General features: G+C 35.0%; 20 protein-coding genes. 19 read left to right on the forward strand and 1 reads right to left on the reverse strand.

Features of this window, described 5'->3' with window-relative positions; all coding sequences use genetic code 11:
- Nucleotides 1–22 precede the first annotated feature (22 nt).
- From WC623_RS18865 to WC623_RS18900, 8 genes are all read left to right on the forward strand, one after another.
- Nucleotides 23–1,165 (forward strand): hypothetical protein, encoded by a 1,143-nt coding sequence (locus WC623_RS18865; RefSeq protein WP_372853982.1) that lies wholly within the window; start codon nucleotides 23–25, stop codon nucleotides 1,163–1,165.
- A 31-nt stretch (nucleotides 1,166–1,196) separates the two neighbouring features.
- Nucleotides 1,197–2,429 carry a hypothetical protein gene (locus WC623_RS18870; protein WP_372853984.1) on the forward strand — a complete coding sequence of 411 codons (1,233 nt, stop codon included), beginning with the start codon at nucleotides 1,197–1,199 and terminating at the stop codon, nucleotides 2,427–2,429.
- Entirely contained in the window at nucleotides 2,419–3,390 is a 972-nt protein-coding gene (locus tag WC623_RS18875) for a hypothetical protein (protein ID WP_372853986.1), read from the forward strand. The genes WC623_RS18870 and WC623_RS18875 overlap by 11 nt, the downstream gene beginning before the upstream one ends.
- A 30-nt stretch (nucleotides 3,391–3,420) precedes the next feature.
- On the forward strand, nucleotides 3,421–4,029 hold the full coding sequence (locus WC623_RS18880) for a DapH/DapD/GlmU-related protein (protein WP_372853988.1): 609 nt from the start codon (nucleotides 3,421–3,423) through the stop codon (nucleotides 4,027–4,029).
- The gene (locus WC623_RS18885; RefSeq protein ID WP_372853990.1) at nucleotides 4,022–4,807 is read left to right on the forward strand and encodes a glycosyltransferase family 2 protein; all 786 of its coding nucleotides are present in this window, start codon (nucleotides 4,022–4,024) and stop codon (nucleotides 4,805–4,807) included. The genes WC623_RS18880 and WC623_RS18885 overlap by 8 nt, the downstream gene beginning before the upstream one ends.
- A 122-nt stretch (nucleotides 4,808–4,929) precedes the next feature.
- Nucleotides 4,930–6,060 (forward strand): NAD-dependent epimerase/dehydratase family protein, encoded by a 1,131-nt coding sequence (locus WC623_RS18890; RefSeq protein ID WP_372853992.1) that lies wholly within the window; start codon nucleotides 4,930–4,932, stop codon nucleotides 6,058–6,060.
- An 8-nt stretch (nucleotides 6,061–6,068) separates the two neighbouring features.
- On the forward strand, nucleotides 6,069–6,893 hold the full coding sequence (locus tag WC623_RS18895) for a glycosyltransferase (RefSeq protein WP_372853994.1): 825 nt from the start codon (nucleotides 6,069–6,071) through the stop codon (nucleotides 6,891–6,893).
- On the forward strand, nucleotides 6,893–7,795 hold the full coding sequence (locus tag WC623_RS18900) for an NAD-dependent epimerase/dehydratase family protein (RefSeq protein ID WP_372853996.1): 903 nt from the start codon (nucleotides 6,893–6,895) through the stop codon (nucleotides 7,793–7,795). Before WC623_RS18895 ends, WC623_RS18900 begins: the two co-directional genes overlap by 1 nt.
- Before the next feature lie 98 nt (nucleotides 7,796–7,893).
- On the opposite strand, the gene cmk is transcribed toward WC623_RS18900, so the two are convergent.
- Nucleotides 7,894–8,607, reverse strand: a complete 714-nt coding sequence (cmk, locus tag WC623_RS18905; protein ID WP_372853998.1) for a (d)CMP kinase — start codon at nucleotides 8,605–8,607, stop codon at nucleotides 7,894–7,896.
- A 392-nt stretch (nucleotides 8,608–8,999) separates the two neighbouring features.
- Here cmk and rfbB point away from each other — a divergent pair, with 392 nt between their 5' ends.
- The 11 genes from rfbB to WC623_RS18960 all read left to right on the forward strand — a co-directional run bounded on the left by rfbB (nucleotide 9,000) and on the right by WC623_RS18960 (nucleotide 24,636).
- Nucleotides 9,000–10,061: a dTDP-glucose 4,6-dehydratase gene (rfbB, locus tag WC623_RS18910; RefSeq protein WP_372854000.1), complete on the forward strand. Its 1,062-nt coding sequence runs from the start codon at nucleotides 9,000–9,002 to the stop codon at nucleotides 10,059–10,061.
- A complete protein-coding gene (gene rfbC, locus WC623_RS18915) occupies nucleotides 10,061–10,600 on the forward strand; it encodes a dTDP-4-dehydrorhamnose 3,5-epimerase (protein ID WP_372854002.1) in 540 nt (179 codons plus the stop codon). The genes rfbB and rfbC overlap by 1 nt, the downstream gene beginning before the upstream one ends.
- 2 nt (nucleotides 10,601–10,602) lie before the next feature.
- Nucleotides 10,603–11,469: a dTDP-4-dehydrorhamnose reductase gene (rfbD, locus tag WC623_RS18920; protein ID WP_372854004.1), complete on the forward strand. Its 867-nt coding sequence runs from the start codon at nucleotides 10,603–10,605 to the stop codon at nucleotides 11,467–11,469.
- A gap of 98 nt (nucleotides 11,470–11,567) precedes the next feature.
- The gene (rfbA, locus tag WC623_RS18925) at nucleotides 11,568–12,428 is read left to right on the forward strand and encodes a glucose-1-phosphate thymidylyltransferase RfbA (RefSeq protein WP_372854006.1); all 861 of its coding nucleotides are present in this window, start codon (nucleotides 11,568–11,570) and stop codon (nucleotides 12,426–12,428) included.
- A 35-nt stretch (nucleotides 12,429–12,463) separates the two neighbouring features.
- Nucleotides 12,464–13,369 (forward strand): glycosyltransferase family 4 protein, encoded by a 906-nt coding sequence (locus WC623_RS18930; protein ID WP_372854008.1) that lies wholly within the window; start codon nucleotides 12,464–12,466, stop codon nucleotides 13,367–13,369.
- Nucleotides 13,370–13,461: 92 nt separating this feature from the next.
- Nucleotides 13,462–15,414, forward strand: a complete 1,953-nt coding sequence (locus WC623_RS18935) for a polysaccharide biosynthesis protein (protein ID WP_372854010.1) — start codon at nucleotides 13,462–13,464, stop codon at nucleotides 15,412–15,414.
- 2 nt (nucleotides 15,415–15,416) lie between these two features.
- On the forward strand, nucleotides 15,417–17,024 hold the full coding sequence (locus WC623_RS18940; protein WP_372854012.1) for a gliding motility protein RemB: 1,608 nt from the start codon (nucleotides 15,417–15,419) through the stop codon (nucleotides 17,022–17,024).
- Between the two features lie 138 nt (nucleotides 17,025–17,162).
- Nucleotides 17,163–18,425 carry a beta-galactosidase gene (locus WC623_RS18945; RefSeq protein WP_372854014.1) on the forward strand — a complete coding sequence of 421 codons (1,263 nt, stop codon included), beginning with the start codon at nucleotides 17,163–17,165 and terminating at the stop codon, nucleotides 18,423–18,425.
- A 645-nt stretch (nucleotides 18,426–19,070) separates the two neighbouring features.
- Nucleotides 19,071–19,775, forward strand: coding sequence for a FadR/GntR family transcriptional regulator (locus WC623_RS18950; RefSeq protein WP_372854016.1), 705 nt, complete (start codon nucleotides 19,071–19,073; stop codon nucleotides 19,773–19,775).
- Between the two features lie 149 nt (nucleotides 19,776–19,924).
- On the forward strand, nucleotides 19,925–23,155 hold the full coding sequence (locus WC623_RS18955; RefSeq protein ID WP_372854018.1) for a SusC/RagA family TonB-linked outer membrane protein: 3,231 nt from the start codon (nucleotides 19,925–19,927) through the stop codon (nucleotides 23,153–23,155).
- 17 nt (nucleotides 23,156–23,172) lie between these two features.
- A complete protein-coding gene (locus tag WC623_RS18960) occupies nucleotides 23,173–24,636 on the forward strand; it encodes a RagB/SusD family nutrient uptake outer membrane protein (RefSeq protein ID WP_372854020.1) in 1,464 nt (487 codons plus the stop codon).

The raw sequence follows: 24,636 nt of genomic DNA on the forward strand, positions 1-24,636 counted from the left end.
CTTTATTAAAAGTTACTTTTTCATGGATATCTTGAGTAAAGAAGATTTGGGGTACATGGCACTTTTTCAGTCAATGATCTTAATCGTTAATTTTTTCCAGATGGGAGTCATTTATGGTGGGTATAGAGTTATCTCATTTTCCGTTTTAAGACAAAGAAAGACAAATGATGCTGTAGTCACTTATTTGTTTTTGCTTTTTCTTGTTCTTATTAGCTGTGTTTCAATACTAAATTTTTTTATTTCTGTAAGTTGGTTTTGGACTATCGGAATAATTGTAGGTTTATTCTCTCTTTGGGGCAACTGGATTTCAAATATGCATATTGCGTTATCAAGGACTAATAAATTGAGCTTGATTACGTTGTCTAGTATTGTCTTGTCTTTTATAGCAATGCCATTACTTTACAGCCACTCTATTTACGGAGCCGTTACCTTAGTTGGTCTTCAACCGATTTTTTTAGTATTTTTTTCCTACCTTTTTAATAAGGATTTTGCATTTAAACTTAATTTTAAAAGTATTGTTTATCTAAGGCTCATTATAAAATTAGGTTTTGTTCCTTTTTTGACTGGTATTTTACACTACATTAATTTACAGCTTGAAAGGTGGGTTATTGGGTTAGATCTTGGAATGAAAGCTTTAGGAGAATATTATCTTGTTTTTGTTTATGTTGGTCTTTTCTCTGTAGTACCAGGTGCTTTAGGTAACTTAAATTTCCCTAAATTTATGAAAGCCCTAGCACAAAATAGCAGTAGTAAAAGAGACTTAATAAGAATATTTAGATTGTATTACCTGGAAATTTTAACTTACTTGGTAGTAATAACTTTTGGCACATTTTATATTATGCCATGGTTAATAAAAGCAATACTACCAATGCATGAGGCGGGAATTCGCTATGTACAGATTGTAATTGTTGGTTTATTATTTTTCACTTTACTTGATCCTATAAGCTTTGTTATAAATGCAAAATTGCACTATAGAGAATTGTTGTTTATCTATATTAGCGCCTTGCTTATTTCTGTTTTGTGTTACTGCTTTTTGTACTTTAATAGACTAGGTTCACTAGAAAGTTATTCTTATGTTAGTGTTATATTTTACCTATCCGTATCTTTAGGATATATCATGTACTTTCTCTTGAAGGGAATCAAGTCATATAATGTTAATAATTGATTTCTAATTAATCCCTGACAAAATTACCTTTATGAGATTGGATCAGATTTTTTTATTTTTAACTATAGCATTAACGGGTACGGTTTATGTAGTTCTATTTGGAAACATTTTAAGTGTATTAGCAATTATTGTATTATTAGTTCTTTTTCTTAAAGATTTACAGCATGGAATTAATAGAAATTCATTATTGACTTATATAGTTATAACTTTATCTCTAGGTTTTTTTTTAACTCTTCATTATTTACTGGTTCCGTTTGAAAATGATTCATTACCCTACATTACTTTTTATTTGAGATCTGCTTTTATCGGGCTATTTTTAGTCTATATAAAAAGTAAAAATATTAACCTGATTAATTTACTTCATCCTGTTCTCAAAGTAATAGCAATTCATGCCCTTATAGCATTTATTTTATCTTTTATTGTTGGTAATTTTTTATTTAATATAACTACTTCAAATATCTACACGAATAGTTTTATTTATTTGTTTTTTTATAATAGTAGTTTTGATTTGTTTGGCATAACTTTTTATCGTAATCAAGGTATTTTTTGGGAACCAGGTATACTACAGATTTATATGAACATTCTCTTTTTTATCAGTTCATTTATATTTAAAAACAGGAAATTACAAGTTCTATCAGTTTTTTTGATTTTCACGACCTATTCTACTACTGGTATCGGAATACTTTTGTTGCAGTTTGTTGTAATTCTATTTTCTAAAAATACGAGTATTGTGCAAAAATTAATTATACTTTCAAGTTTGGCAATAGTTACCCTACCGTTATTTATTTTTAATTATCAATCGAAACTTAAAGATAGTGCCACTGCAAATACTGAAGTTACATCTTCTGTATTAAGGATTTATGATTTTGTTGAGGGTGTAAATCTTACGATACGTTACCCTATCACAGGATTAGGGCTTTCAGAAAAAACATATCAACGGGTTAAAAACAACGAAAATTCTATTCTAAATGGCTATTCTCAAGAGTTTATAGATAATATATTCGACAGACGAAGCTCAAATTCAATTATGTATTTTTTATCTAGATTTGGAATGTTATTTAGTTTTTTTTGGTTTTACTATTTATTTAAACAAAGAATTGTGATTAATAAAAAGTGGCTTTTTTTTGTGATAATTATATTAGCGAATTTTTCAGAACCACTGATCATGGCCCCATTCTTTATATTAATTGTGTGTTCCGGATTATATGAGTCTTTTCGATTTACAAATTCTCAAACTTTACCTTTGATCAAATATGTTAAGTAATAAAAAGGTTCTTTTTATTGGCCCGGTTTTTCACGATTATCACATTTTGATAAAAGAGAACTTAATCGCTCTAGGTGCTGAAGTGACTTTCTACCCCGAAAGGAAATATGGAAATATATTTAAAATAATTAATAATTTTTTTAATAAAAGTCTAAAGACATATCAAAACCATCACTATAATCAAGTATTTGAGAAATTTGATGTGAGTAGTTTTGATTATTTGTTTGTAATTCGTGGTTTTATGCTATCAAAAGAATTTTTGGTAAAATTTAGGGATAGGAGCCCAAAAGCTATAATGATTATGTATCAATGGGATTCTAACAAAACTAACTGCTTTTCGCATCTGATTCCTTTGTTTGATAAGGTATACTCATTTGATTTTGCAGATTGTAAACAACATCTTTCTTTGAGTTATTTGCCTTTATTTTTTACTGATGATGTTTCAAGAAATGCAAGGTCTAATGTAGAGCATAAGAAATATGATTTTTTCTTTATGGGATGGTTTTTTCCGGAAAGGTATGAAGCAGTATTAAAATTCATTGAATTTTCGTCAAAAAATGGATTTTCGGTAAAGGCATTTCTGTATATGCCTTTTACTTCATATATCAAAGAAAGGTTATTAGGCCGGAAATTGAATAGAGAGATAGTTTCATTGAAGCCAATGCCGAGGAGAGAATATCTTAATATATTGGTCAATTCAAAAATAATGGTAGATGTGAGTAGTCCAAATCAAACTGGACTTTCTATGAGGGTTATAGAGGCGATGGCATCAAATACAAAAATTCTTACTAACAACCATAATATTAAAAATGATACGCAGATTTATTCCAAGGAATATGTTGCCTTTTTTAATGAACTTAATCCAGAAATTAATGAGTCATTTTTATTATCTGAAGTAAGTAACAAACCTAATTTATTATCATTACAGAAATGGTTGGTTAATATTTTTAGCGTTGATTAGTTTTATTTAACAAATATTATTGAATTAAATATGTATAAGACTTATGGTTTATGGGGCTGCTTTATTCTGTTGAAGTCATGGGTTTTCACAAGGATTTTCTATTCTTCTGCGAAATTGATAATGTTGCCGAGTGATATAAGAGGAAAAAAAAGCATTACTTGGGGAAGCGGTTTTAGAATGGGATTTGGATGTAGATTAGAGGCTTATCCGGAGGGGAATGGTGTGGTAATGCATATTGGGAATAATGTTCAGATTCATGATTATGTACATATTACTGCAGTGTCCAAGGTTGTTATTGGAGACAATGTACTTCTGGCCAGCAAAATTTACATATCTGATTCTAGTCACGGTAATTATTCTGCAGGTGATAATTTGGGTAGTTCACCACTTATCAGCCCTGCCTTAAGACCAATATCTTCAAAGGAGGTTGTAATTGGTAATAGAGTTTGGATAGGAGAGTCTGTTTCTATATTGCCTGGTGTAATAATAGGTGATGGATCTATAATTGGGGCGAATTCGGTAGTTTCTAAAAGTATTCCTGCTAATGTAATCGCTGTTGGAGCACCTGCCAGACCAATAAAGAAGTTTAATTTTGAAACCCAAAGCTGGGACCCTTTAAAGGAGATTAATAATGATTAGTGTAGTTATACCAATGTATAATGCGGAAGCAACTATTTTACAAAGCTTAAATTCTATAAAGCATCAAACATTTAATGATCTTGAGATTATAATAGTAAATGATGGCAGTACAGATAAAGGGCAGGAAATAGTAGAAAAATTTATTGCACATAATGTACACCTCAGTGTGTTATTAATTAATAAAAAAAATGAGGGTGTTTCTAAAGCAAGGAACGTAGGTATTAAATCTGCAAGTGGAGAGTATATTGCATTTTTAGATTCAGACGATGAATGGCATAAAGATAAATTAAAAATTCAATTTGAGATCTTAGTTAATAATCCCGATGTGATTTTACTTGGTTGTAACCGAAATGGAGAGCATGTGAGTAGGTTTTTAAAGAAGAAGTTTTCGAGACTAACCATTATAACTTCCAGAATATTATTGTATAGGAACTTTTTTTCTACTCCTTCAGTTATTTTTAGAAAGGAAGTCATAAATAAGGTAGGGTTGTTTGATGAGAATCAAAAACATACGGAAGATTGTAACTACTGGGTTCGAATTTGCCAGGCAGGTACCTGTGTCTTGCTTAATGAAAGTTACGTTACAACAGGTGGCGGCAAACCAAGCTTTGGCTTTTCAGGGTTATCATCAAACCTGGTCGAAATGGAAAAAGGTGATTTGAAGAACATTAAAGATGGTTATAAGCTCGGGGTCATTGGAATATTTGAGTATTTTCTTTTAATTGGGTACTCTTTGTTGAAATTTATCAGGAGACTTATTATAGTCAAATTTCGATAAGAATTGCTAAATCATATTCAATAAATCACTTGATTAAGAGTCAAGTTAAGCTTTTATATATTAACTAGGTTACATCTAAATATTTATATTTGTAAACCAATGAATTACATTACAAGGAAAACATGAATATACTAATAACGGGAGGCGCGGGTTTTATAGGGAGTAATTTAGCTCTGAAACTAATATCAAAAGGGCATACAGTAACTATTTTAGATTCATTATCCCCTCAAATACATGGAGATAATGCAGAAGTAACCTCTGTATTATATAATAATATTAGAAATAAGGTCAAATTTATTAGAGGAACAGTTACTTCTAAGCAGGATTGGGAAAAGGCACTCGATGGTCAGGAAGTTATCGTTCACTATGCTGCTGAAACTGGTACTGGGCAATCCATGTATGAAATTCATAAGTATGTTGACGTAAATATTAACGGTACTGCGATCCTATTAGATATTTTAGCCAACCAACCTCATTCGATCAAAAAAATTGTTTTAGCGTCATCACGCTCATTATATGGAGAGGGCAAATACAAAAGTTCAGAAAATGAAATTGTATATCCAAAGCATAGAACTTCAAAAGACATGGATATTGGTGATTTTGAAGTGAGAATTGAAGGAAGTGGACCTTTAGAATTAATGGCAACAGACGAAGAGTCAAAAATCCATCCGTCATCGGTCTATGGAATTACAAAGCAAAATCAGGAGCAGATGATTATGACAGTTGCACCAACTCTAGGCATTGCTGCAGTTTCGTTTAGATATCAGAATGTATATGGTCCAGGGCAATCACTAAAAAATCCTTACACTGGAATCTTATCGATTTTTTCAACGCAGATCAAAAATAAAAATGGTATTAATATTTTTGAAGATGGAAAAGAAACAAGAGATTTTGTTTTTATAGACGATGTTGTAGATGCTACAATATTAGGTATAGAAAGCGAAGATGCAAATAATGAAATCTTTAATGTTGGAACTGGTGAGCCAACAGATGTTATGACGGTAGCTAGATGTTTAATTGATAATTATGGTATCGATGTACCTATTACAATTACAGGTAATTATAGATTAGGAGATATTCGTCATAATTATGCCGATTTGAAAAAAATACAAAATAAACTAGGGTTTAAACCTAAAGTTTCATTTCAGGATGGAATTAAAAAGTTTACAGATTGGGTAAATGATCAAGAAGTTGAAGTTGATAATTATGCCAAATCAATAGATGAGATGAAAGCACGAGGTTTATATAAGTAGATAATAAAATGCTAAATTTTACTTTTTCTGCTAGTATAGTTCTTTATAAAAACAATCCAGTAGAGTTGATGAAAGCTATTAATAGCTTTTATAATCAAGGTTATACTTTCACATTATATTTAATTGATAATTCACCATTGAACGATCTTCAGTGGATTGAATCACACAATTCTAATATAATTTATATCCATAATCCATCCAATCCGGGATTTGGAGTGGCTCAAAATATAGCAATCAAAGAAGCGTTGAGTTGTGGTTCAAATTACCATTTTATTGTAAACCCTGACATTTACTTCACTCATGATGTTGTGACAAAGATGATCACATACATGCACGAAAATACAGATGTTGGGATGATGATGCCGAGTGTTTTGAATGAAGATGGTACTGTGCAAAACTTACCAAAATTGCTTCCAAGCCCGTTAAGTATTTTATTACGTAAGCTTAAGAAGCCCGAAATGATTTATAACCGTTTTATTGAAAAATATGAATTACGGTTCGTTCACAAAGATGTCACATATAATTCCCCTATACTTTCTGGTTGCTTTACTCTTCTTAATTTAACTGCAATAAAGGAAATTGGAATGTACGATGATCGATATTTTATGTATTTCGAGGACTGGGATTTATCTAGAAGAATGCATCAGAAGTATAAAACAATTTACTTTCCAGAAGTTTCTGTATATCATGGGTATGATTCAGGAGCTAACAAAAGCAGTAGGTTGTTTATGGTCTTTGTTAAATCTGCGTTTGCATATTTTAATAAATGGGGATGGTTTTTTGATATAGAAAGAAAAGACATTAATAGGGAAACTTTGAACCAATTTATCTAATGGCAATTTCAATAACAGGTTCTTCTGGTTTTGTTGGCCAGAATTTAATTCCATATTTGGAAAATGAAGGTTACACTATCAATTCGATATCTAGAGAAGTTTTGTCGACATTCGATTCAAAAGTTTTTAAAAATACCGAAGTAATTATCCATCTTGCCGGTAAAGCACATGATCTTAAAGGCACTTCTAATGCCGATGAATACTATCAGGTTAATTTTGAGTTGACGAAAAGGTTATATGATGCATTTTTGAAATCAGATGCTAAGAAATTCATTTTTATAAGTTCGGTGAAAGCTGCTGCAGATGTTGTTGGAGGTGTTTTAACGGAAGGAATTAATCCAGACCCTCAAACTCACTATGGAAAGTCTAAATTGATGGCTGAACAATACATCCAAAATCAGGCTTTGCCAGAAGGGAAATATTGTTATATCCTTAGGCCATGTATGATCCATGGGCCTGGTAATAAAGGGAACTTAAATTTACTATATAAGTTTGTTCAAAAAGGTGTTCCTTATCCTTTGGCTGCTTTTGAAAATAAACGATCTTTCTTAAGCGTTGAGAACTTTTGTTTTGTAGTCGCAAAAATCATAGAAAAAGATATTCTTTCTGGAGTTTATCAGTTGGCAGATGATGAATCTTTGTCAACTAATGAAGTTGTATGTGTTTTAGCCGCTTCTTTAAACAAGGAACCAAGACTTTGGAAAGTTCCTTCTAATTTAATTAAAGGGTTGGCTATTTTGGGAGATTTTTTTAAATTGCCATTAAATACGGGACGTTTAAGAAAGTTGACTGAGAATTATACAGTCAGTAATGAAAAAATAAAATCGGCATTAGGCATTGATTTCCCGTTAACTACTAAAGAAGGACTGAAACAAACTGCGGATTCATTTTTTAAAATATGAATATTTAAGACAGTTTTCTAAATATGTTTCATTAGAAATGATTGCATCGCTGTCGCAATTAAATAAGTAAACTGAATGTTGGGTGTTCACCAAAATGACTATATGTAAAGTGAGTTTTCAAATTCGGAAATTTTCATCTTATTTTTGATAATTCCTAATGCGATACTTAATTGCTCTTCGTGTGTAAGTCTTGAATTGTCCAAAACAGTAGCGTCCTCTACCTGGATTAATGGATTTTCTACTCTGGTTGAATCCAAATGATCTCTTATAACTAAATTATTTGTTATTTCTTCCATGGAAATTTTTTCATTGGACTTTCTCATTTCATTTAACCTTCTGGTTGCTCTAACCTCTAAGTCCGCTGTCATGAATATTTTTACCGAAGCATCTGGAAATACTGAACTTCCAATATCCCTGCCATCCATGACTATGTTATGATGAATGGCCATCTCTCTTTGTTGCGCCGTTAAAATTTTCCTTACAGATTTTAAACTGCTAACTTTAGCAACATATGAGGAGACCTCCATGGTTCTGATTTTAGAAGACACATCGATTCCGTTCAATAGTATAAAACAATTCTGACTTTCATCTTTGAATTCAATTTTCATATTTTTCAAAGAATTAAATATATATATGTCATCTCTGTCTGTAATATCAATTTTGTTTTCAAGGAAGAATACAGCGACAGCACGGTACATCGCTCCACTGTCTATATATATATAATTTAAGTTTTTAGCAATTGCCTTTGCGATTGTGCTCTTACCACAGGATGAGTGTCCGTCAATTGCAATTATGATCTTTTTATTTTTCATAGGACACAAAGTTAATTTTTAAGACGAATTAAATCATATCTGATTTAAAATGAAATCTGTCATCATGGAATTATTGCTATTCTTATTAAGAATAGGTAATCCAAAAAAATAAAAATATCTTCGCAGCATTGTATTGACACGATTTTATTTAAACAAATTCTTATTCTCACATTTATTTGGAAGCTATTGAATTTTAAATGATCAGTTGTTATTATTTTAATGATAAAACAAAATTTATAAGGTCAGCTAATAGTATCGATATTATATTCTGGTAGGGGTAGTTGTTGTAGGGACGTTTATTGGTTTTTTATCTAATTGGTATAATATTAGAGGCAAAGAAATCGCCAACTTTATAAGTTAAAGGAGGCTCAGAGTTTAAGGAAAATTTAATTATGGGTTTAAGTAAAAAAATATTAGTAACAGGTGGAGCAGGTTTTATCGGTTCTCATGTGGTTCGGCGCTTTGTAAACAACTATCCTCAATATGAGATTGTAAATCTCGATAAATTGACCTACGCTGGGAATCTGGCTAACTTAACTGATATTGAGGAAAAGCCGAATTACAGATTTGTAAAGGCAGATATTACAAATGTCATAGAAATTAGTGATCTCTTTAAGAACGAAGATTTTGATGCGGTTATTCATTTGGCAGCAGAATCTCATGTAGATAGGTCTATTTCTGATCCTACAGCTTTTGTGATGACCAATGTAATTGGTACAGTAAATCTGCTCAATGCAGCAAGGGAGTTTTGGAAAGATGATTATGCTACTAAGCGCTTTTATCATGTATCTACAGATGAGGTTTATGGCGCTTTAGGAGATACTGGGATGTTTATAGAAACCACTTCATATGACCCTCATAGCCCTTATTCGGCATCAAAAGCATCATCGGATCACTTTGTAAGAGCTTATCATGATACTTATGGTATTGATATCGTAATCTCTAACTGCTCCAATAATTATGGTTCTCATCATTTTCCTGAAAAGTTGATTCCTTTAGCGATTAATAATATTAAAAATAATCAACCTGTTCCAGTATATGGAAAAGGAGAGAATGTGCGCGACTGGCTTTGGGTAGAAGATCATGCGAGAGCTATTGATGTTATTTTCCATGAAGCGAAAGCTGGGGAGACTTATAATATAGGCGGTCACAATGAATGGAAGAATATTGATTTGATTCATTTATTATGCAATATCATGGATAAGAAGCTAGGTCGTGAGGTAGGTACTTCTGCTAAACTGATCACTTTTGTTACCGATAGGGCAGGGCATGATTTACGTTACGCTATTGATTCATCTAAGTTGCAAAACAAGTTGAACTGGGTTCCTAGCTTACAGTTTGAAGAAGGTTTGACAAAAACTGTAGAATGGTATTTGGAAAACGAGGAATGGTTGAATAATGTGACCTCTGGGAATTACCAAACTTATTACAATACACAATACAACAATATCTAATGGAAATACAAGAAACAGCATTAAAAGGATGTTTTATCCTTAAACCTAAAGTATTTGAAGATAACAGAGGTTACTTTTATGAGAGTTTTAACTCTGCAACCTTTGAAAGGTTAACTGGAATGTCAGGTGCCTTTGTACAAGACAATCAAAGTTATTCATCTTATGGTGTAATCAGGGCATTACATGCTCAATCGGGAGATCATGCACAAGCAAAACTGGTAAGAGTATTACAGGGTGAAGTTTTGGATGTGGCAGTTGATATAAGACCAGGTTCAGTAACTTATGGCCAGCATGTAGCCGTACGTTTAAGTGCAGAAAATAGATTGCAGTTATATATTCCAAGAGGATTCTTGCATGGTTTTGCAGTTTTAAGTGAAACAGCCGAGTTCTTTTATAAATGTGATAATTTTTATAATAAGGATGCTGAACAAGGATTTCACCTGGCTTCTCCAGATTTGAATATCGATTGGCTAATTGATGAAGACAAAAAAGTCATTGCAGAAAGAGATTTGTCCTTGCCGTTCTTTTCAATAAAATAAATATGAATAAAATATTAGTTTTTGGTGGCCTTGGTCAACTTGGTCAGTGTATATATAAGGTTAGTAAAGAAAGAGGCTATCAAACCATTGTATTTTTGGATGAAATTGAGGGAAATATTTTAGATATAAATGTGCTGTCTGGGCTTTTCTCTAAAGAAAGACCAAGTTTTGTAATTAATTGCGCAGCTTATACGGCTGTTGATAAAGCAGAAGACGATGTGGAATTGTGCGAGCAGATTAACAAGGTTGGTGCAGGGAATTTGGCGAGGTTTTGTGCCGAGCATAACGCTAAACTTATACATGTTTCTACAGATTTTGTTTTCGAAGGGAATTTACCTAAGTTATTAAATGAAAATGATATTGCCCAGCCTATTAATGTTTATGGTAAAACTAAACTGGAAGGTGAATTAGAAATATCTAAAGTTTTAAAAGAGAATTATATCCTTCGTACAAGCTGGCTCTATTCAGAATTTGCTGGTAACTTCCTTAAAACAATGCGTAAGCTTGGTGCTGACCGTGATGAATTAGGTGTAATTGTCGATCAGGTAGGAACACCAACCTATGCAGTTGATTTGGCAAGAGCTATTTTGGATATTATTGAATCAGAAAAACTTGCTTATGGCACTTACCATTATAGCAATGAGGGGGTAACTTCCTGGTATGATTTTGCTAAAGCAATTTTTGATATTAGTGAGATTACAGTAAAATTGAATCCAATACCAGGCTCTGCATATCCAACTAAGGCGGTTCGACCAGCTTTTTCAGTAATGGATAAGGCAAAAATTAAAAATACATTTGATATGGAGATTCCCTATTGGAGGGATAGCCTTGTAAAATGTATACAGGAATTAAATCTACTTGAAAAATAATGAACCCGACATGATTGAAATAATTATTAAACACATAGGGCTATAATTATTTCAATCATCAAAGGCTCCATCTGACGAAAGAAACAATAAATAAATAGATGAAAGGAATAATTTTAGCTGGAGGAAGCGGTACTAGGCTACACCCATTAACATTGGTGATGAGTAAGCAAATGATGCCGGTATACGATAAACCAATGATCTACTACCCGCTATCAACATTAATGTTAGCAGGTATTAAGGAGATTTTAATTATATCAACACCTCATGATTTGCCGAACTTTGAGAAGTTACTGGGAGACGGAAGTAGTTTGGGCTGTAAATTCTCTTATGCCGTACAACATGAACCGAATGGGCTTGCACAAGCTTTTGTTATTGGTGCAGAGTTTATTGGACAGGATAAGGTTGCACTGGTTCTGGGTGATAACATTTTTTATGGTGATGGAATGGCAAAGCTACTGCAGAATAGCGCTGATCCAGACGGTGGAGTCGTATTTGCTTATAGGGTTTCAGATCCTGAACGCTACGGGGTTGTTGAATTTGATCAGGATAATAAAGCAATTTCAATAGAAGAAAAACCTTTAGAACCCAAATCTGATTATGCTGTTCCTGGTTTGTATTTTTATGACAACAGCGTAGTAGAAATTGCCAAAAATATTAAGCCCTCTCCACGAGGTGAATATGAAATCACAGATGTAAATAGAGTTTACCTGGAACAAGGAAAGCTAAAGGTAGGGGTCTTGAGTAGAGGCACCGCCTGGCTGGATACTGGAACTTTTCATTCTTTGATGCAAGCTGGACAATTTGTTGAAGTAATAGAAGAGCGTCAGGGCTTAAAGGTTGGATGTATTGAAGAGGTGGCTTATAGAATGGGTTTTATTGATAAAGAAGAGCTTCGTACCATTGCTACTCCTTTAGTAAAGAGTGGTTATGGTAGCTATTTATTGAAAATGATTAAATAATGCTATACCTGATTTTAGTTATATTGATGTTTATAATGATGATGCTTTATTTTAAGCTTGCAGATCATTATAACATCATTGATAAACCCAATGAAAGAAGCTCACACGCCGAAGTCACTATACGCGGTGGGGGAGTAATCTTTCTTATCGCTGTGATCTGTAGTTTGATTTTACATCCTGAGTTTTGGATGCCAATTTTGGGGATGCTGATTATTGGAATAATTAGTTTTATTGATGACAGGATCACTCTGTCTAATAAGATCAGAATCTTTTTCCACTTGACTGCGGTGACTTTGTTGTTTCTTGCCTTGAATATATTTCAGCTTTATCCCTGGTATATATGCATTGGACTATACATTTTGGTGATAGGAATTATTAATGCCTATAATTTTATGGATGGCATTAATGGAATAACCGGACTATATAGTCTGGTTGTTCTGGGAGGCTTACAATATGTGAATTATCAGATCGCATCTTTTATTGAACCTGATTTAATCTGGTTACCTGTTTTAGCTTGTGTGGTATTTTTATTCTTTAATTTCCGTAAACGAGCCAAGTGCTTCGCTGGCGATGTGGGTAGTATAAGTATCGCCTTTTGGATCAGTTATCTAATATTTAAACTGATCATTCAGACGGAGAATTATGCCTATATTTTATTTTTATCAGTATATGGCGTAGATGCGATATTGACCATTGTTCATAGATTACTGTTGAAACAGAATATCTTTAAAGCACATCGGCTACATTTCTACCAGATTTTAGCTAATGATCAAAAATGGCCACATTTATGGGTTGCTGCCTTGTACGCTTTGGTACAGTCCTTAATTATCATCGCTATTATTGATTGGCCGATCAATTTTGAATACCTATTCTTATTAACCACATTACCTTTAGTGCTCTGTTATGTTTTTTTAAAGAAAAAATTAATGTTAAGCATCTAAATCAGTGTGAATTAAATTAATGCTCATTTATTGGTAAACCTTTTTGGTGTAATTATTGTTAGGTTTGTAACGATCATTTTTATGTAGCCTATATGTTTACAAAACTACAAATTGTATCGCGTTGGATTATCTTTACAATTGACATTTGTTTAAGTGTCATAGCTTTGCTATTTGCAGTAATCCTTCAGAAGAATTTTGCCCTCAATCATATCGATTTCCTGGCTTTTTATAAAGCAGTAGTCTTAATGATCATTGTGAACTCAATGGTGTTTTACTCTGTAAAAACCTATGCAGGCATAGTCAGATATACTTCTGCACAGGATTCCTTTCGCATTTTATTCGCGGTTGTGCTCAGTTCTTTAATCTTGTTTTTTGCGCATGCCATTGCCATTGTGGTTACAGGTGAGCATGTGATTACTGCAGTGACCATTATAACTTACACTTTGTGTAACTTTTTGTTTCTAATTACGTACAGAATAATTGTAAAGTACTTTTTTATGTACATCAAAAATGCTAGTCTGGACAAGATAAGGATCATTATTTATGGTGCAGGTGAAGCTGGCGTAGCCACAAAAAGAACTTTCGATCATGATCCTAAGGTAAATAAAACCATTATTGCCTTTGTGGATGATGACATCAGAAAAGTGGGTAAAACCATTGATGGTGTACGCATATTGGATGCTGGAAATCTGGAGAAATTAATAGCAGAACATGAGGTAGATGAGATCATTTTTGCTTCTTATGCCATTCCGGTGGAGCGTAAGAACCAGGTGGTTGATATTGCCTTGGAAAATGAGGTTAAGATTTTAAATATACCATCTCCAGATGTATGGGCAAAGGGGCCTGTGACTACTGCGCAGATTCAAAACATCAATATCGAGGATCTGTTAAATAGAAAAACTATTCAGATTGATATAGAGGGAATTCAGAATCAATTGAAAGATAAGCGGATTTTGATTACTGGAGCTGCAGGATCAATTGGAAGTGAAATTGTAAGACAATTATTGAAGTTTGAAACTGGCTTAATTATTCTTTGTGATCAAAGTGAAACTGGTTTGCATAATGTTTATCTGGAACTGGAAGAAACGCATGTAAATACCAATTTTCATGCTTTCATAGGGGATGTAAGAGATGTGAAACGCATGGAGAAGCTTTTTATAACTTATAAGCCACATTACGTTTATCATGCTGCAGCATACAAGCATGTACCTTTGATGGAAGACAATCCTGCAGAGGCCATTAAGACGAACGTTTTCGGTACTAAAACAATTGCCGATTTATCTGTAAAGTATGGTGTTCAGAAATTTGTAATGATCTCTACAGATAAAGCAGTGAATCCTACAAATGTAATGGGGGCATCTAAGCGCATCGCAGAAATTTATGTGCAGTCGTTAAACAATTCACTAGGTAAGTCAGATCATATCTATACAAATGGATTGAGTTATCTGAATGAGGGGAATGTGAAGCCAATAACTAAATTCATTACTACCCGCTTTGGAAACGTATTGGGCTCTAATGGATCTGTTATACCCAGATTTAAGCATCAGATTGAAAATGGTGGACCGGTAACGGTTACCCATCCTGAAATTACCCGTTATTTTATGACCATACCTGAGGCCTGTAGATTGGTTTTAGAAGCTGGTTGTATGGGTAAAGGAGGAGAGATATTTGTTTTTGACATGGGTAAATCTGTAAAGATTGTAGAGTTAGCGAAAAAGATGATCCGTTTAGCGGGGCTTGTTCCTAATCAGGATATTAAAATTACTTATTCTGGCTTAAGGCCGGGAGAGAAACTGTTTGAGGAGTTATTGAACGATGAGGAAAGTACCATGCCAACCCATCATGAGAAAATCATGATTGGACAGGTAAGGGAGTATGTTTTTAATGATATTGAAGCACAGATTTATCAATTGGTGCAATTTGCAGTATCAAGTAACAACAGACAGGTAGTAAAACAGATGAAAGTCATCGTGCCTGAATTTATTAGTAAAAACTCTGTATTTGAAGAACTGGACGCCCAGGAGCCAGTAGAAGAAAATTCTTAGAAATGAAGAAAATCCTATTACTGGGAGTCTTGGCATTGGCTTGCCAAAGCTTAAAAGCACAGACTCCTAATGTAAATATCCCTTATTCTTATCAGTTTTATCAGAAGTTGAATAAGTCGACTTATGATGTAAATAATCGTTCACACTCTGCAATTAAAGGTTTTTATGCCGATGATTCTTTGTTAGTAGACAGGTACAATAGCTTAATGCAAATGGGCGTTGATTCTGTAAACAAACGTTCATGGGTGCGAAGAAAACTGACTGAAGAACATCTTTTTAATTTTAAAGGTGAAGATTATACAGTATATGCTGATTTTCTTCCTGACTTTCAGATTGGTCGTGATTTTAAGAACGGAACAACAACATGGAAGAATACAAGGGGCTTTCAGATTGGTGGAACAGTTGGAGAAAAATTTTCATTTTATACGAATGGTTTTGAGAACCAGGGGGTATTCGCAAATTACTTGACTGACTTCATTAATACGAATAAGGTGGTGCCAAGTGAAATGAGTGGTAAGTTTGGCAAGAAAACGAAAGACTGGTCTTACGTAACAGCTTTACTGTCGTATACCCCAAATAAACACTTAAACGTGGCTTTGGGTTATGATAAGAACTTTATTGGTGATGGTTATCGCTCCATTTTATTGTCGGACGTAGCCGCCAACTATTCTTTTTTAAGGGTTAGGGCAAGCCTTGGAAATGTGCAATACCAGACCATATTTGGCTATATGCTGGATCCTGGAGCAGAGAAATTAACTACAGATCGTAGATTAGGTGATCGTGGTAAATGGGCCGCCATGCATTATATAGATTGGAATGCGACAAACAGATTCTCTATTGGCTTCTTCCAGGCAGTAACCTGGGCAGATGCAGAGCCAGAAGGAAAGCGTGGCTTTGATTTCAATTATGTCCACCCCTTTGTTTTCTTAAGACCTTTAGAGGGAGCGAATGTCAATTCACCTGATAAAATGCGTTTAGGGATCAATACAAAGTATGAAATTCTGGACAAGACTACATTGTATGGTCAGTTTATGATTGATGAGTTTACAGCAAAGGAGTTTTTTAGCAATAAAGGATATTGGGCAAATAAATGGGCCCTGCAATTGGGGGTAAGGGGTTCTGACCTATTTAAAGTCGAAAACTTAAACTACCTGGCAGAGTTTAATACGGCAAGGCCTTATACTTATGCGCACTTTGAAAGGTTATCAAACTATGCAGCCATGAACCAGCCTTTGGCACACCCGATGGGAGCGAACTTCAAAGAGGTTTTAGGTATGCTGAATTATAGCTACAAAAGGTTTGACCTGCAAGGTCAGCTGATGTATGCGCGCTATGGCCTGGATCCTGAAGGGATGAACTATGGTAAGGATATTTTTAAAGACTATGACACCAGGGCCGCTGATTATGGTAACAAAGTTGGCCAAGGTATAAAGACTGACCTTTACTTTGCCGAAGGCCGTGCTTCTTATCTGCTCAATCCAAAATACAATTTACGACTGGAACTTGGTGGTGTATTGAGGAGAGAAGTGAATGGGGTTAAAAATACAAACACAGCGTTATTTACATTTGGCTTGCGCAGTACCTTTAGAAACCTGTATCAGGATTTTTAATTGGTCCATATTTATTACTTCATGCATTAGAAATTCTCTGATATGGTATCATCCCACTAAGAACATATTTCCCACTGGTTCTAAGCAATAATAGGGTGCTGCGAAGGATTTTATTAACTATGTTACCTTTGATTAATTATGAAAAAATTATTGCTAACACTATTAATTGTTTCAATTGCCGCGATCAGCAAGGGAAGTGAAAAGGATTCACTAGAGACTTTAACTAAATATTTTGTTGGATCCCATCCTCTTGTTTCTTATATCTCAAAAGCTGAAGCTCAAATCCCTGTGGTTGCAATTTTAGCCATACCAGAAAATTTAACTAATATCTCGCGTTATAAGGAGTTACGTGCTTCTGGTGTAACGATGAGTTACTATCATTTTTTAAATGCGCATGATATGCAGGCAGCATTGGATATGGGACAGCAAGCCGGGATTAAAGTGTTTGTATCTTGTCCTGAGCTTATCAGTGATCCGGAAACGACTGTAAGGCGTTTTATGAACCATCCAGCACTTGCTGGTTATTTTTTAGCAGATGAACCATCTCGCAAGGATTTTTCTCGATTGGGAGAATTGGTGAAAAAGATAAGAGCGATTGATGATAAACATATTTGTTATGTCAATCTTTTCCCAAATTATCAGGTAGAAAAATATTTGGGTGTTAGAACGTATGAAGAATATTTAGAAAACTTTATAAAAGAAGTACCCACACAGATAATATCTTTTGATCATTATCCAATTATCGGAAGTACCAAACGATCTGTAAGGCCATCGTTTTATAAAAATTTAGAAACGATTTCTGAAGCAAGCCAAAGATCAGGCAGGCCGTTTTGGGGTTTTGCTCTTTCTGTTGCTCACGCACCCTATCCGGTGCCAACATTGGGAGCATTGAGGTTGCAGGTATATAGTAACCTGGCCTATGGAGCCCAAGGTATTCAGTATTTTACTTACTGGACACCGGCAACACCTCAGTTCTATATAGCTGCAATTGGTAAAGATGGAAAGCAAACCGTAGTTTATCAGAGCTTACAACAGTTAAATAGAGAGATAAAAGGTTTATCTAGTGTGTTTTTAGGAGCTAAAATGGTTTCAGTAAACCATACAGGTAATGTTAAACCAATGGGTACACATGCCTTAAGTAAGCTTCCCAAACCTATAGTCTCACTCAAAACTGACGGATTGGGAGCCGTTGTTTCAGTTATGAAAAACAATGGAAAATCATACCTTGTTATTGTTAATCGCGATTTTACAACTCCGATGAACATGTGGATAAGGTGTATACAAGGAGTAAGCAGAGTTCAAAAGCATGGATCATCCATTAAACAAAATTTGTCCACTAATAAAGTGATAGTAGGGCCTGGTGACATAGTTATTTACAGTTGGCCTTATTCGATGAACTAAGCGAGTTACTCAATTCAAAATACAATTTACGTCTGGAACTTGGTGGTGTATTGAGGAGAGAAGTGAATGGGGTTAAAAATACAAATACGGCGTTATTTACTTTCGGCCTGCGCAGTACCTTTAGAAACCTGTATCAGGATTTTTAGAAGAGTGTTACTCAAGGTGCCTTAATTTTAAATGTATCGATTCGGTATAATTAAGAGTGGTATTTAATGTATTTTTGTATTTGTCAGTTTAAAGAAATAGAATTAATGGATTTAAAGCTTATTGATAGATACAAGACGTTAGGTATAGGGGAGGTTGTAGATCATGAAAGACTTACCCTTATTTCGATTGTATATCACTCTACAAGAATTGAGGGGTCAACTTTAACCGAACTGGAAACACGGGTTTTATTAGAGGAAGGACTTTTACCTGCTAACAAAGCTTTACATGACAGTCTTAAAAAGAGGAAATCAAGAAATTTGAAGAAATAGATACCCCTAAGCGGGGTAGGGGTTTTAAGCTTTTGTTTTAAAAAATTATTTACTTCAAAATTCTTGTGTAATTCCTTTCTTTAGTGCTAGTAAATAAAAACTCATTTTAATATATTTTCATATTGTAGTACATAATAACAAAAAAATATCTCACTTTTGTTTTATCACTATGGCATTAAACGATTTAAGTAAAGACCTGGCTCCAATATCTTCCAATACCATGGCTGATATTGTTGAGGTAAGGCTAAGAGAGTATTTGAAAAAGAAGTCCTTCCGTCCGGGAGATGCATTACCTAAAGAACTGGAACTGGCCGAGGCATTGGGCATCAGCAGAAATGTATTGCGTGAAGCGCTGAGCAGGTTAAGGATGCTGGGCATGATTGAAACCAAGAAAAAACGAGGTATGATCCTCGCGCGTCCTGATATTCTGGGTGCTTTTGAACGTGTACTGGATCCCCTGATTATTGATAACAATACTTTACAAGATATATTTGAACTTCGCCTTGTCCTGGAAATGGGCCTGGCAGATCTACTCTACATCAAGAAAACAGATAAGGATATTGAAGAATTGGAGAGCATTGCTAAAAAAGAAGTAAAGCTGGACGACTCTTTTCGCATTAAAAGTGAAATCGCATTTCATGGGAAACTGTATGACATGACAGGCAATGATACTTTGAAAAGATTTCAGATTATGTTGATGCCAACTTTTGAGTACGTATTGACACAAGAGCAGAAGCCAATCAGAGGAAAAGTTAACCATATGGATTTGGTGCAAATTCTTAAAACTGGTACTAAAGAAGATTTTAAAATTGGAATGCAAGCCCATTTGCAACCACATTTCGATAGGCTAAGTAAAATAAAAACAAACAAATAAGAATCATTTTTCTTTGTTTAAAGTCCTTTTAAGGGCTTTTTTTATTTTGTAACATTTTCTTCACGTAAATTTAACTTGCAATTTGATAAAATAGTTCACACATTTGTTATGTAGTACATAAATACTAAACCAAATATCAAATTTGCATTATGAACAATAAAAACGTGCTTTGGCTGATAGGTATATTTTTACTTTTCTCCTATAGTAGTTATGCCCAAAAACCAGCTACAATTACTGGTACGGTAACTGGCAACGGTTCGGAAACACTACCTGGTGTAGGAGTGAAATTAAAGGGCAGCAACATCGCTTCTACCACAGACATTAATGGAAAATATGCAATTCAGGTTCCGGATGGAAAAGGTGTCCTGATTTTCTCGTACATCGGCTATGATACCAAAGAGATTACCATTAATGGTAAAACACAATGGAATGTAGATCTATTAGCTAATGTGAATGCATTGGACGAATTGGTGGTTATTGGATATGGTGTGCAGTCCAGAACTACACTGACCACATCGATATCAAAAGTTAGTGCTGAAGAGTTTAAGAATGCTCCTGGAACAAACCCTCTGATGCAGTTGCAGGGTAAGGTTGCGGGGCTTTCGCTACAGATGTCGAACGGACAACCTGGAGCAACGCCACAGATTTTTATTCGCGGAGGCAGTTCAACTTCTCCTGAAGGGGATACCCCATTAATTATTGTGGATGGGATTGTAGGTACGTCCAGAAATATCGTTGACCTTAATCCTGATGATATAGAATCAATGCAGGTACTAAAAGATGCGGCTTCGACCGCAATTTATGGTGCCAGAGCTGCAAATGGGGTGATCATCGTAAAGACCAAGTCTGGTAAATCTGGTGCAACGCAAATTAATTTTAAGGTTTCTTCTGGGGTGGATGTTCAGGCAAACAAGTATGATTTTGCAAGTGCAGAGGAATACATCTATACTTCACGGAAGAACATCATGAATTACAATAAGACTAATCCTGATTTTTTCCTGACTGGTGGTCGTTATGGTATGTCGACCGGCAATCCAAGAAACTCTAAAAATACATTGGAATTCCTGGATACCTATATTCAGAATTATGGTCAGGAGTATGTTTCTTCATTAATTGCAAATGAGGGTTGGCAAACTATGACTGACCCTGTTACAAATAAGAAACTGATTTTTAAGGAAACGAATTACCAGGATGTGTTTTTTCAGAATGCTTTAAAAATGCAATACGACTTTAACTTATCAGGCGGTAATGATAAGGCTACTTATTATTTTGGAGCTGGTTATTCTGATCAGAAAGGAATTGTATTGGGTACAGGATACAAGAATTACAATGCTTTATTTAATGGGACATATAAGTTAAGTGAAAAGTGGAGCCTGAATGCAAATGTGGCTTATTCCATTAGCGACAACGATTCGCCTACCAGTTATTTCAATTCATTAAGTAGATCTGTGCTCATGCCTTTTACCTACAGACTAAATTATGAAAATGGTTTACCTGCACCTGGTGAGGGGATTGCTTCTTTCAGAAACCGTAATCACGAAGTGTATTACAAGGAAAAGAATAACGACATCAAAGTGCATCGGGTTACTTTAGGCTTGGGTGCTAAATGGGATATTTTGCCTGGTTTGAGCTTTGCGCCTGCGGCTTATCTGAATACTAGTGAGGGGATGGAGAATCGTTTTGAGGCATTTAATGAGATCGTAGGAACCAGACCCGTTAGTGCCAATCATAATTTTTTCAAAAAGGTACAATTGGATGGAGTACTGACGTATGATAAAAACCTAACCTCGGATCATCATATCAATGCGATTCTGGGAACAAGTTATATCAATGATTATACCTATACTATGAATGGTAGCGGGAATTCTGCTCCTACTGATTATATTCCAACCTTAAATGCAACGGCAATAACTTCACAAAGGATATCAACCTTCAAAGAAACTAAAGTAATAGATAGTTATTTTTCGAGGTTTACCTATGACTTTAAAAAGAAATATCTTTTTTCTGCAAGTTTAAGGTACGATGGTTCTTCGAGTTTCGCAAAAGAGCATAAAAGAGGTCTTTTTCCAGGCGTATCGGCTGGATGGAACATGCACATGGAAGACTTCTGGCAGCCCCTACAAGCTTATTTATCTTCTTTTAAACTGAGATCGAGCTGGGGAAAGACAGGGAACGATAATTTAACTATTGGTGATTCGCAGGGGGCTTATGCAACTGGTTTTAGTTATATGGGGCAAGTTGGGATAATGAATACTGTACTGGCTAATGGTAATTTGAAATGGGAAACGACAACATCGTTTGATGTGGGGGCTGATATAGGTTTGTTTAATAATAAATTGACTTTAGTGTTGGATTATTACAACAAATTAACCTCTGATAGATTGTTTGCCAAGCCACTAACTTCTACAACAGGTTTTACTTCTATCACTAGTAACTATGGCTCGATCCGCAATGAAGGTTTTGAACTGGAATTGGCATTTAATCCTATCAAAAATTCCAACTTCTCCTGGAACACTGCATTTAATTTTTCATATAACAGGGGTTTAGCCGTTAAATTACCTGAGAATGGAGAGTATAAGAATAGAAGTGGGGGGAATTATGTGTATGATCCTGCATCTAATACTTATATGAAGGTAGGTGGTTTGGCCGAGGGGGAACCTTATGGACAGCGCTGGGCTTATAAATCACTAGGTGTTTATGCAACTGACGCTGATGCGGCTAATGCGCCTTATGATGTGGAAACTGCTGGGCGACAAAAATTTGGTGGTGATGCCATATGGGCCGATCTGGATAATAATGGTCGCATTGACAACAACGACATGATTTTTATGGGATTGATCAGGCCTGACAAAACCGGAGGTATGGTAAATACTTTTAACTATAAGGGGTTGAGTATGCGTTTGGTACTTGATTATGGTATAGGCCATGTGATCGACAATAATTTCAGAGCTAAAACGAATGGTAGTGCCAGAAATAATAACATGATGTTGAAAGACGCGCTTGGATCTAACGTCTGGAAAGAACAAGGTGACATCGCTACCATTCCAAGATATACGGTACAGAGTGATGTAGATTATAATTTCAGGAATCACTTGCGCTTCTCGAATGCAATTGGTAATGATTCTGACGGAAGTAATAACTCCCTATACTATTCGAAAGGGGACTACCTGGCATTTAGAGAGGTATCATTCGCTTATTTGCTAAAGCCTAAATTTTTAGGTAAAACTTTTATCAAAGGAATAGAGCTTACAGCAGGAGTTTACAATCTGGGTTACTTAACCAAGTATGACGGTCTGAGCCCGGAGATTTTTACGGGTAGGGATGAAGGAAAATATCCAAGACCAAGACAATATAGCTTCAGCTTAAATCTGTCATTATAATTTAAAAGCGTAAAAACATGAATACATATATAAAAACCATTTCGCTGATTGTAATTGTATTTTTTACAAGTAGCTGTAGTAAGATATTGGATGTGAAACCTGTTTCAACCATTACCAGTGAGAATTATTGGAATACGGAAAATGATGTTACAGGGTATTTAACCGGGATATATTACGATTTGAGATCTTCTGTCAATACCACTTTTTATCTGGAAGATAGAGGCGATACATTTAGTCCGGGCCTGGAATCTGGCTTATCCAGCGCATGGCAGCAAAATCTGACTTCTTCTAATGCACCTAATTGGATCGGTTATTATAACCTGATTCACCATTGTAATTTGGTGATTAAGTATGGTAATATCATTTCATTTACGAATGGAAATAATAAAAACAGAGCGTTGGCCGAAGCGCATTTTATCAGAGCATTTACCTATTTCTGGTTGTTGCGCTCATGGGGTGATGTGCCGATAGTCCTGGAGCCTACAGAAAGTGATCAGATTGTTCTGCCGTCCAGAGCTCCGCAAAGCCAAGTGATGGATCAGATCCTGAATGATGTGAACCTGGCCATAACTTTATTCCCGGAATCTGGTTTTGTGAATAAAAGCCGTGCTTCAAAACCTGCCGCTTATGCTTTAAAAACGGATGCATTGTTATGGAAGGCTAAAGTTTTGGCTGGAGGTGATGCTTCATTGAGTGAAGCTTTGGTTTCAGCGGATTTAGCGATGGCAGGAGTTTCATTGGATCCTAATTTTGCAAATATATTTTCTGCAAAGAATGGTCAGGAGGTGATCTTTTCCCTGTACTTTAAAAGAGAAGAGATGTTTGATCAGACGGGTAAGAAGATTGAAAAGTCTGACCAGTATGGCAGTACGCTTAAACCGCGCGATATATTTGTCTCGGATGCTACGAATGTGAATGATATTGCTTTCTCCAGGGGTGGTGCCCGAAGTGCTTATGCGCCTAGTCAGAAATTTAGAGATTTATTTGTAAATACAGATGTGCGTAAAGCGGCTTCTTTTATTGTAGCTACTGCAACTAACGGAAGTACCATAGGGATTTTTGATAATAAGTTTAGAGGCACTGTTTACCCTAGTGATGACCGATATTGGGAAAATGACATTATTGTATATAGGTTAGCGGAGATCATATTGTTTAAAGCGGAAGCTTTAGCCGCATTGAACCGGGTTTCGGAAGCCATTACGGAATTGAACAAAGTTAGAAACCGTGCTAAGATTGGCAACTATCCTGGTGTGGAAACAAAGCTTGCCGTGGAAACTGAGATTCTGGATGAGCGTTTCCGCGAGCTTTATCTGGAATTGAAAAGATGGCCTGATTTGATTCGTTTTCATAAAGCAGGTACGATAAACATTTATAATGAAGTACCTAATTTAGGTGCTAAAGGGAATATGCCTCTGTTTTTCCCAATTCCGAGGACACAAATAGATCTGAATCCTAATTTAACTCAAACACTAGGCTATTAA

This window comes from Pedobacter sp. (assembly GCF_041645105.1).
Taxonomy (GTDB): domain Bacteria; phylum Bacteroidota; class Bacteroidia; order Sphingobacteriales; family Sphingobacteriaceae; genus Pedobacter.